The following is an 11,181-nucleotide window of genomic DNA, read 5'->3' as shown; positions in this document are numbered from 1 at the left end:
TTAAATAGCTGGGCTTTTTTATTATTGATAGTTAGGACAATTTGCGTCCTTTATCTTTAATTTAAGGCAATTTCATACCGTATGAAGAACCATATTGAAAGACAGTGTTGAAATACTCGCCACAAAAAAGCGCTTAAATATTATCAATATTTAAGCGCTTTTTTGTGGGCAAATACTCTTAAAACATACTATTTTGGCGTGCTTGATTTTTTATGGCGGCGTGGTTTGAGCTTACGAGAGAGCGTATGGACATCGTTCAATATTTGGCTGTATGTCGCTGGAAAGACACGCTGTACCGCGTCGATTATTTTGGCATCATTGCCAATAAGACAGCGCGGTTGATTGGTCGCGGCAGCCTGCAAAATAATCAAAGCGGCATTGCCTGCATCAAATTTCAGGAATTTATTAAAGCTCTGAATGGCTTTGGGGCCAGTACGCATGCCAATATCATTGATGCTGTCATTGCCACGGGCACTATTGGCAATATTGGTTTTAATCCCGCCGGGATGGATGCAGGTCGCTGACACGCCGCAGCGCTGAATATCTAACTCTTGACGCAAGCTTTCAGTAAAGCCGCGTACAGCAAATTTACTGGCGTTATACGCAGATTGTGACGGCTGTGCGGTCAAGCCAAACAGGCTTGAGATATTAATGATGTGACCATGCTCGTTAAATTGGCGTGTTCTGTTTTTTTTGCTGCCATTCGTCGATTCGCTTTGTTTGACACTATTTTTAATCAATGGCAAAAATGCTTTAGTGCCATAGACCACACCCCAAAAATTGATGTCCATCACCCATTCAAGCTCGCTAATGCTACTGCCTTCTACGGTCGAATATAGCGCAACGCCTGCATTATTAAAGATGAAGTTCACTTTGCCATGGTCTGCCATGACGCTATCTGCCCACGCTTCCACGGCTTTATAGTCTGAGACATCAAGTACTGTCATGGTCGCTTTGATGTCATAACCGACGAGCAATTCTTTGGTCTGTGCCAGTTGCACCGCGTTGATATCAGAGAGCGCCACGTGGCAGCCCATCTTTGCCAAATGAATAGCCAACTCGCGCCCCATACCAGAGCCAGCACCCGTAATAGCCGCGACATGATTATGATAATAAGGGGCAATATCTTGGTCTGTCGTGGTATGAAAAGGCAAGTGTTGACATAATGAGGTTGCGATAGAAGTGACATTGTTAAGCATGATAAACAGTCCTTTGTTTCATCAGTGATAGGTGTTGGTAGCACATTTACCTTAGCATGCTTTGTGGTTTTAGCTATGAACGATTGATAGACGCCGCTGTCACTTTATCCATACATTTTCTGTCATAAAAAGATCATAAGTGAGCAGCCATAAAAAAACGTCTAGCATAAGATATGCTAGACGCCTTTACTTCAATGACAGTTTTAATAAAGCTGATAACAACCGTTAAGCGTCGATTGCTATTTGCTCTGAGTCGTCGGTAGAAAAGATGATTTCAGGTGTTTTACCTTCATTAATCACTTGCTCATCGACGATGACAGTCTTGGCGTTTTTCATCGAAGGCAACTCATACATAGTCTCAAGGAGCGCATTCTCAACGATAGAGCGCAGTCCGCGAGCACCAGTCTTACGCGCCATGGCTTTTTTGGCAATCGCATCGAGCGCTTCTTTGGTAAAGCTAATGTCAGCGCCTTCCATATCGAATAGATACTTATATTGCTTAACCAAGGCGTTTTTTGGTTCCGTCAATATCTGAACTAATGCGTCCTCGTCCAGCTCTGTGAGTGCAGCGAGAACAGGAAGACGACCGATGAGCTCAGGAATAAGCCCAAATTTGATCAAATCTTCAGGCTCTACTTGTTGCAGTAATTCTGAGCTGCGTTTGCTATCATCTTTTGAGCTGACATCCGCATTAAAGCCGATACCGCCTTTTTCTGTACGCTGCTGAATAACCGCATCAAGACCGGCAAACGCCCCGCCGACGATGATTAAGATATTACTCGTATCAACTTGGATCAGCTCTTGCTGTGGATGTTTGCGCCCACCATGTGGCGGAATGGCAGCGACCGTACCTTCGATAAGCTTTAGCAACGCTTGCTGTACGCCTTCGCCTGACACATCACGGGTGATAGACGGGTTGTCGCCTTTTTTACTGATTTTATCAATCTCATCGATATAGATAATACCTTGCTCTGCTTTACTGACATCATAATCTGATGCTTGCAAAAGTTTTTGCACGATGTTTTCGACATCTTCACCGACATAACCTGCTTCGGTCAAGGTCGTCGCATCGGCCATTGCAAAAGGCACATCCAGTAGACGCGCCAAGGTTTGCGCCAGCAAGGTCTTACCAGAACCCGTTGGGCCAATCAGCAAGATATTGCTCTTAGCCAACTCAACCATGGCATCGTCAGCTCCAATCTTCGCTTTTTTGCTGTCATTGGCTAAGGTTTGGCTAACTTTTAGACGCTTATAATGGTTATAGACGGCAACTGCTAGTGCTTTTTTAGCAGCGTCTTGTCCAATGACGTATTCGTCAAGCTTAGCACGCAGCTCTTTTGGCGTTGGTAGTTTTTTATTGACCCAAGACGTATCAATGTCGCTGTCATCATCGCCATCTTCAGCGCTGTCAGCGATTAAATCGGTACATAGCTCAATACATTCATTACAGATATTGGCATCGTCAGCGGCAATCAGCTGCTGTACATCGCTTTTGGCTTTGCCGCAAAACGAGCAATGCGGGGTGTTATCTTCTGCCATAAAAGGCGCTCCTAAAATTTAAAACTTACAAATATTTTGATTTTTTACATCAAAGCCAAAACGTATAACGCTCAGGCTTTTGATGCCCATCAAAGCTTTTGCTCTTATGCGGTAATTATAAAGAAGTAGGGCGGCGCTCTAATACTTCATCAACCAAACCGTACTCTTTGGCTTCTTTCGCATCTAACCAAAAGTCACGCTCAACGTCTTTTTCGATTTTCTCTAATGGTTGACCAGTACGTTCTGCCAAAATCTCATTTAAACGGGCACGCGTTTTTAGAATTTCACGCGCATTAATTTCGATATCGGTTGCTTGACCTTGCGCGCCGCCTGACGGCTGATGAATCATGACACGAGCATTGGCAAGAGAGTAACGCTTGCCTTTTTGACCAGCCGCAAGCAAGAACGAGCCCATGCTATAAGCGCCGCCCATACAGATGGTCGATACCTCAGGTTTGATGAAGTTCATGGTATCAAAGATTGCCAAGCCTGCACTCACTGAGCCGCCTGGTGAATTGATATACAAGTGAATATCTTTGTCTGGGTTTTCTGCTTCTAAAAATAGCAACTGTGCAACAATCAGATTGGCCATGTGGTCTTCGACTTGACCGGTCAAAAAGATAACGCGCTCACGCAATAGACGCGAGAAAATATCAAACGAGCGTTCACCACGAGAGGATTGTTCAACGACCATTGGCACTAATGCTGCATGCGCAGCTTGAGGGGCACTTTGGGTATATTGCATGCCTTGTGCGTCATTGTGCGCACTCATCAGCATATCAAAATGTGGGTTGGCAGTGATGCGATCATAATCTGTCATAAAGATGTCCTGTTTATAAGTACATAAAATAAAGGGATTGAAGCTAGCGAGCGGTTACGCTTGTATGGCTGCTCATCATGCTAGATGTTGCCGCTTTTTAATAATATTCGCTGGCTGAAATAATAAGCGCCAGATATCGCTAAAAATAATTGAGCTAATGGTAACTTTTTTATTGAGGCAATAGTAACTTTTTCATGTGAAAAATAATTTTCTATTTATAACATGAGTGCTATTAATAAAATGATTGACTCACTATTAATAAGGCGTCTGTAACCATTTATCAAGGGGCTTGGTTATAAACTGTCCATAAAGATAGCATATAAATCCCCAATAAAAATGCCCTAACACATATGTTAGAGCATTGCGTTAGAGCATTATGTTAGAGCATGTTTAGATTGAGATTAGCAATTTGCCATTGAATGGCAAATTGCTAAGTTATCTCACTAAATTACATGCCTTGCTGCTGTTGTTGCTGTGCAGCTAATAGGTCTTGGTAGCTAACTTCTTTGTCAGTTACTTTGCCTTGCTCGATTAGATAATCAACTACTTGGTCTTCTAATACCACAGACTCAATGTTCGCGCGCTGCTGCTTGTCATTGGTGTAATACTCGATTACTTCGCTTGGATCTTCGTAGTTTTCAGCGGCTTCTTTGATGAAGGTTTCAACGCGTTCTTGATCGACTTCTAAGCCTTTGGTATCGATAACACGAGCAACGATGATGCCAAGACGGGCAGCACGTAGCGCTTGCTCTTCAAATAGCTCATTTGGTAGCATGTCTTTATCGAAGCTATCAGCATTGGCACCGAACTGCTGAGAAAAACGTTGCATCATCATATTGCGCTGACGCTCGATTTCTTGCTCTAGCATAGCGTTTGGTACGTCAAATTCATTCTTTTCTAGCAATGCATCAAAAGTCGCTTGCTTAACTTGGCTACGAGCCGCGTTTTTGATTTCGCGTTCCATGTTTTTGCGTACGTCTTCTTTCAACTTCTCAACGCCGCCTTCTTTCACACCGAACAGCTCAAGGAACTCTTCGTTGATTTCTGGTAGCTTAGATTTTTCAACCAATTTTACATTGATTTTGAACTGAGCTTCTTTACCCGCTAAGTTTTCAGCTTGGTAGTCTTCTGGGAAAGTGACGTCGATAACTTTCTCTTCGCCAGCTTTCATGCCTTTGATACCCGCTTCAAAACCAGGAATCATCTGGTTGCTACCGATAACCAGTTTGAAGTCTTCAGCAGAACCGCCTTCGAATTTTTCGCCATCGATAGAGCCTTCAAAGTCAAAAGTTACTTGATTGCCTTTGTCCGCTTTACCTTTTTTCTCAACGAATTCCTCACGTTGCTTTTGAAGGTTTTCGATCATAGTGTCGACGTCTTCTTCGCTTACTTTAGCCGTGTGACGCTCAACTTCGATCTCATCGATACCTTGCACGTCTACTTCTGGGAAGATTTCAACAGTGGCTTGATAAACCAAGAAATCGTCTTCAAGTTTTACGTCGTCGATGTTAGGCATACCAACCGCGCGGATGTCTTCAGATTTGATCGCTTCAAAAACGGTATCACGGATCACATCGTTGATGACTTCTTGTTGAATGCCAGCACCGTACTGAGAGCGGATATGTGACATAGGGACGTTACCTTTACGGAAACCGTCAATCTTGGCAGTTTTCGCAACTTGGCGAATACGACCTTCGACTTTGTTTTGAATTTTTTCGACAGGTACTTTAACTGTCAATTGGGTTTCTTTATTAGATAGCTTGTTGGTTGTGACTTGTAAATCTGTAGCCATGTTAATTACACCTTTAGGATTAAATAGTACGTTTGATTAAATAGTACTTAGGGTTAAATGGTAATAGACAAACCGTGCCTCAAATTACGGGCGTGTACCATGGGTTGCCGTTGGAATAAATAGGGGATAGCGATAGCGCGCAATGTCAAAGTCAGTACCTTGAGCAATCGCCTTTGGTCACCACTGGCGCTGACTGGTACTAAAATGTGAAACGGTTATCTTAGTAATAGGCGCTATCAGATATCAATCATAAACCGTTAATGCACCGCATAATAACGCTTTTTGGTGAATTATACAGACAAATAACGGCTTTCAACAAAATTTTAAAAGTAGAACAGTATAATCTATCTGTTTATTAAAGTAAAAATTATCTCTTTATCGTCAATTCACTTTGAATCTGCTACATCGTCAATCTCGCTTAAAGTACGATTTGTACCTCTGCGCTAGACTTTCTTGTATCAGCATTAATAGCTAAAGGGCTAAATTGAATCGACTATAAGATTTAAGGGTTATCTACAACGGCAACTGCGCCAATAATTGCTGAATCGCCTGACCACGATGACTAATGCTATTTTTATCAGCAGCACTTAAGCTCGCGGCGCTAGCTTGTAACTCTGGCAACCAAAATAGCGGGTCATAACCAAAACCGCCGTCACCATGCGTTGTCTCTAAAATCTCACCCTGCCATAGACCTTGCGCGATAATAGGTAGCGGATCATCAGCATGACGAACCATCGCCAGTACGCAAACAAATAACCCTTTAATAGGTTTGTTAGCTTGCGCATCACGGATAGGCTGCAAGTCAGCGATGAGCTTGATGTTGTTTTTACCATCGTTACCATGCTCACCAGCATAGCGAGCAGAGTAGATGCCCGGTGCGTTACCTAATACAGGCACACACAGTCCTGAGTCGTCAGCAATCGCAGGCAGTCCGCTGATACGGCTGGCATGACGGGCTTTAATAATGGCATTTTCTACGAAGCTTAGCCCATCCTCAACTGCATCTTCGATATCAAGCTGACCCTGCGGGATAATCGTCACATCCAAATCTGCCTCGGCAAACAGCCTTTTAAACTCAGCCAGTTTGCCTTTATTATTACTGGCGAGCACCCATTGATTATCAGGAGTCGATTGGGTGAAGGATCGTGAGGTATTCGTGGTACTCATAGGGTTATTCCGTTATGTCATTATTAAGAATATGGTTAGTGAAAGTATGATCGGTTTTTAAATTATAGCGGTATCTTAATGCCAATTTCATCAATTTATTAGTCAGCTAAGTGCCTAGCACGATTGGTATGGTAAGGCGTTCTACGCTTAGTCTATAGACAACCAAAGGCTATACTAACAGTGTTATCCATAACATTTGGTAACTGATATTTGTCGCCACTGTTGCTATAATAGCCGCCAAGCTACCGTGAATGATATCTTATGGCTTGTGAATATTAAGTTAATAAATGCTTATGAAGTCAAGCACTTGGCTTTTGAGCAAACTGTAACAAAAGTAAGTTAATTTTGGATTCATAATAATACGTGATACTGTGTTAAACAATAAACGGTATTAAGCAATAACATTCATTTCAAACAATAAACTCAGCCAATTTAGTCCGTTATTTTATCGTGTTTTTTATGATGTAAAAATAGCGTAAAATTCAGTTTCTATAATGAGTTTTTATAAACTGACGGCTAAAAACAGCAAGGATAAAATAACTATGTCAAACATTACTTTACCAGAGCTACCATACGCAAAAGACGCACTAGAGCCACATATCAGTGCCGAGACGCTAGAGTATCATCACGACAAGCATCACAATGCTTACGTGACTAAGCTCAACGAATTGCTACCAGGTTCTGGTCTAGAAGACAAAACATTGCCAGAAATCATCGTAGCAACTGCTAAAGATGACAGCAAGCAAGGTATGTTCAACCAAGCAGCCCAAGTATGGAACCACACGTTCTATTGGAACTGCATGACGCCAACAAATGGCGGCGGCGAACCTACTGGCGATCTAAAAGCTAAAATCGAAGAAGACTTCGGTAGCTATGATAAGTTCCGTGAAGAGTTTAAAAACGCAGCATTGACTCAGTTCGGTTCAGGTTGGGCATGGCTAGTCGCTGATAAAGTCGGTGGCAAATTGTCTATCGCCAAAACGGCTAACGCTGACACGCCACTTGCACATGACCAAATCGCAGTATTGACTTGTGATGTATGGGAACATGCGTACTACATCGATTATCGTAACCGTCGTCCTGACTATGTAGATACCTTTCTAGACAAGCTAGTGAACTGGGATTACGCAAACGCTAAATATGAAGGTCAAGATGCTGGTGTTGAAGAGTAATCTTTAACTATTAAGTATTTGATTTAAAAAAAGGACGCTGAGAAGCGTCCTTTTTTTGGTTTATTAGATTGAGAGTAACAGTTTGTCTACAGCCCAAAGTATTTGAAATAATTTGCTATGTATTTCCAACTTTCACATCTAAGTCAGAAATACGCGAGTACCTTTCGTCAATTTCTTCTATAGTAAGATATAAGTTCTCATATCTAAATTTAGATACTTCATATTGTCCAAAAAATACTGGTTTACCTAGCTTACTCTTATCAGTGCTTACGTCGACATTGCTAACAGCATTACAGTATGGTTCGCGCCTTGTAATTTCAGCCATTTTATAAAGATATGAAGAAAATTCGACCCACTTTTTATCCAAAGTATGTGGATCAACTGCATAATCATCTATAGGCGCAATTGAGTACATATATTTTTCTTCTGTTGTATATAAGTCTTCAAGTGGTTCAATAGTGAATTGGTAAGAACTATCTTTGAGTTTGATATGATAGTATTTGATGCTTCTTCCGCAAAGTCTTTTCATCAATTCTAATCTTTGTTCTTTGGGCATTCGTAGACCAAAATAAATAGCTTTTAATGCTCTGTAATCGTAATTTTGCAAACCAGATTCAGGTGTGATTACTCTTATTTCTTTTTCATAATCCCATCTTTTAGACTTAACTCCAATTAGCTTTCTAATGAAACTGATACTGTCTTCACTTTTGATGATGTCATTAAGGTTTAGTTTCGGTGGATAGTTTCTATATTCTATATCAAATTTAGAGTAATCATTATGCTGGAAAGAAATCAAAGTTTTTAAGTCATACTCAATACAGAAACCCTGATGATTATTTGCATAATGTGCCCATAACAGTTCATCAGTGCAGCTCTTGCTAAGAGAGTAAATGCCTACTAAATCTTTCATCTTGATAAGATCATCGATAGATTCTCTAAAAGAATCTGAAGAAATATTAATTTCTTTATCTCTTTTTCCTGTGATATTTGTAACTCTGCTAATTTGATCAAAAAGATTTTCTGATGACACAAAACCTTCACATGGGTCATTTAATACTTCTGTAGTAGGCGCCCAGAAAGTATCGTTTTCAATAGATTTTAAATCTCTCTTAAAGACACATTCATCTCCACCTCTATATTTAAAAACTTTCATAGGTTCTTCTATCCTATATCTGTATGGTGACTAATAAAAATGTAGCACTAAAACACCTCAAACCCAAACTTACCCAACGCTTCTCTCAACATAGCAATATTATAATAAGCATGGGCGTTGACGGTATTCTGAAAAAAAATATATAGCGTATCAAAATGCTGACGCTGATTAGCAATCGCTTGCGCCCAGTCCTGCATTTCTGTCTCGCTATAGCGATAATCATGCCGGTCAGCGGCGCTCATCGCATCCCACCAGTTCAGATTATTACCGTGCATCCGCAGATAGCCAGTACGCTCAGTAAATATCAGCCGTGATGGTGGTAGACCGTTGACTTTCGGATAATCGACGCTACACCAAATCAAACCTTGCTTGACGAAGCTATCGACCACTTGCGGGGTATGCCAGCCGTTATGACGAAGCTCGACCGCTAATGGATAATCTTGAAACCAACTAACGAGATTTGCTAGATAGAGTCGATGCTCACGGGTACGATCAAAGCCATGGGGAAATTGTAATAGTAAAGGCGCTAGAGCATTGGCTTCGATAAGCGGGGATAGGGCATTTAAAAACGCTTGCGCATGTTCAGCAGTGCCCTTACGTGCATGAGTGAAGTCTTGATGCAGCTTGACCGCAAACTTCAATTCACTATTTGCTTGCACATAAGCTTTATCAACCATCCCAGCAAAGGCTTTTTGTCCGATAGGCGCGTAAAAGGTGCTATTAATCTCCACCGCGCCATATTGCTTGGCGTATTCGCGTAAGAAGTCCGTTTTCTTTGTGCCAGTTGGATACAGCGTACCAAGCAAGTCGGTATCGCTATAGCCACCAGTGCCAAGATAAATACGCGGGATAGGGTTACTGTCCATGTTGACCACTCATTACCGTTCTTTGATGGTTAAATTTTTGGCTATTTTTTACGTGCCCATAGCCATTCTATTAATGCCAGTAAAGCATCATTGTTTGCGTCATTACCAAGCTCGCTACTGCTTGGTTTATGATGACTGAGTTCACGAATGATGGCTGCACGTCCATCATTAAATAGTGATTGCGCGTAGCTAGTCGCCTGCTCAACGCCCATCAATTTCACATAGGTAGATTTGTCTAATTTTTCATCGCTGCCAGCAGGTTTGCCAAGGGTATCAGTAGAGGTCGTGACGTCTAAAATATCGTCTTGAACCTGAAAGGCGAGACCAATATGCTGGGCGCACTCCTGCAAGGCCATGCGCTGCGGAGCGGTTGCACCAGCACAGATACCGCCCATAAGCATAGCTGCTTCAATCAATGCGCCTGTTTTATCACGGTGGATAGCTTCTAGATCGCCTTGTGAAATATTAGCACTAGCCTCAGCATTCAGGTCAAGCATTTGACCAGAAACCATACGCCGTGCACGTGGCGCAAATATTGCGATAAGCTGGCTGGCGATGGCTGAATCAAAGGGTGCAAAAGTGGGCAGCTCTGCGGTCAATACTTCAAAGGCGAGCGTCTGTAATACGTCACCAGCGAGTAGGGCGGTCGATTCTTCAAAGACGATATGAGCCGTTGGCTGACCACGGCGCAGCTCATCATCGTCCATACAGGGCAAATCATCATGTACCAATGAATAAGTATGCAGCAGCTCCACCGCTAATGCCGCACGGCGCGCCATATCATAATCGGATTCGTTTTCTAACAGAGCTTCCAAACCATCAGCGTTAGCCATACTGTTTTTATTGTCAGTGCTTTTATCTGTATTTTCATTGGCATTAGCATTGCTTTGATTGACACTATCAAAGGCACTGGCAACCAATAGTGGACGCACCAATTTACCTTGACCGGTCATCACATAACGACAGGCATCAACCAAGGGGCTTGGCAGGTTGGCATACGCAAACAGCACGTCGATATCTTGTGCAAGTTGCGCCCGCACGGCGCTATGAAATTGCTCGGTGTTGTTATTAAAGCTAGTAAAAGATACAAGTCTTGAAGGCATAAGGCTTTCAGGTATAAAGCTTGGCGTAGAGGAAACAGTCATAACCCAACCATTTATCAGGTGAATAATAAAAATATCGCTAGTGTAGCATGATAGATTATATAGCTTATGGGCTGAACATCATCAATGCCATATTTTTGGCAGCTTACTGTTAAAAATTCGATTAAGTACACCGAAATAATGCAACAAGCCCTCGTTACGTATTGGTGATTTAACTTAGTCAGTGGATATGTTTTGATAAAGAATCACGTTAAGCGTGTGACGGCGTGTGACGATAAGCATCTGTCATTATAATCTTTAAAAGACGAATTTTTAGTATACAATTTCAGTATACAAACCGTCACTTAAAGCACATTACTAGTCAGGTAAA

The 11,181-nt window shown here is 41.9% G+C and carries 9 protein-coding genes; 1 reads left to right on the top strand and 8 read right to left on the bottom strand.

Going from position 1 to position 11,181, the window contains the following annotated elements; all coding sequences use genetic code 11:
- Positions 1 to 188: 188 nt before the first annotated feature.
- From JMX82_RS11810 to rdgB, 5 genes are all read right to left on the bottom strand, one after another.
- Positions 189 to 1,199 (bottom strand): SDR family NAD(P)-dependent oxidoreductase, encoded by a 1,011-nt coding sequence (locus JMX82_RS11810; protein ID WP_201540675.1) that lies wholly within the window; start codon positions 1,197 to 1,199, stop codon positions 189 to 191.
- Positions 1,200 to 1,424: 225 nt separating this feature from the next.
- Positions 1,425 to 2,738 (bottom strand): ATP-dependent protease ATP-binding subunit ClpX, encoded by a 1,314-nt coding sequence (gene clpX, locus JMX82_RS11805; RefSeq protein WP_087814795.1) that lies wholly within the window; start codon positions 2,736 to 2,738, stop codon positions 1,425 to 1,427.
- A gap of 115 nt (positions 2,739 to 2,853) precedes the next feature.
- Complete coding sequence (gene clpP / locus JMX82_RS11800; protein WP_270896824.1) at positions 2,854 to 3,558, bottom strand: ATP-dependent Clp endopeptidase proteolytic subunit ClpP; 705 nt, start codon at positions 3,556 to 3,558, stop codon at positions 2,854 to 2,856.
- Positions 3,559 to 4,006: 448 nt separating this feature from the next.
- Positions 4,007 to 5,350, bottom strand: a complete 1,344-nt coding sequence (gene tig, locus JMX82_RS11795) for a trigger factor (protein ID WP_193008522.1) — start codon at positions 5,348 to 5,350, stop codon at positions 4,007 to 4,009.
- 513 nt (positions 5,351 to 5,863) lie between these two features.
- Entirely contained in the window at positions 5,864 to 6,517 is a 654-nt protein-coding gene (gene rdgB / locus JMX82_RS11790; protein ID WP_201540674.1) for an RdgB/HAM1 family non-canonical purine NTP pyrophosphatase, read from the bottom strand.
- A 542-nt stretch (positions 6,518 to 7,059) separates the two neighbouring features.
- Here rdgB and JMX82_RS11785 point away from each other — a divergent pair.
- The gene (locus JMX82_RS11785; protein ID WP_201540673.1) at positions 7,060 to 7,689 is read left to right on the top strand and encodes a superoxide dismutase; all 630 of its coding nucleotides are present in this window, start codon (positions 7,060 to 7,062) and stop codon (positions 7,687 to 7,689) included.
- A gap of 115 nt (positions 7,690 to 7,804) precedes the next feature.
- Here the strand turns inward: JMX82_RS11785 and JMX82_RS11780 are convergent, their stop codons facing one another.
- From JMX82_RS11780 to JMX82_RS11770, 3 genes are read right to left on the bottom strand one after another with little or no spacing between them, the layout of a single operon-like run.
- Entirely contained in the window at positions 7,805 to 8,842 is a 1,038-nt protein-coding gene (locus tag JMX82_RS11780; protein ID WP_227676709.1) for a DUF2971 domain-containing protein, read from the bottom strand.
- Between the two features lie 47 nt (positions 8,843 to 8,889).
- Entirely contained in the window at positions 8,890 to 9,708 is an 819-nt protein-coding gene (locus JMX82_RS11775; RefSeq protein WP_201540672.1) for a DUF72 domain-containing protein, read from the bottom strand.
- A 41-nt stretch (positions 9,709 to 9,749) separates the two neighbouring features.
- Positions 9,750 to 10,853, bottom strand: a complete 1,104-nt coding sequence (locus JMX82_RS11770) for a polyprenyl synthetase family protein (RefSeq protein WP_201540671.1) — start codon at positions 10,851 to 10,853, stop codon at positions 9,750 to 9,752.
- Positions 10,854 to 11,181 lie beyond the last annotated feature (328 nt).

It is taken from the genome of Psychrobacter sp. 1044 (assembly GCF_904846525.1).
Lineage (GTDB): Bacteria > Pseudomonadota > Gammaproteobacteria > Pseudomonadales > Moraxellaceae > Psychrobacter.
This window is presented reverse-complemented; position numbering and strand designations above follow the sequence as displayed.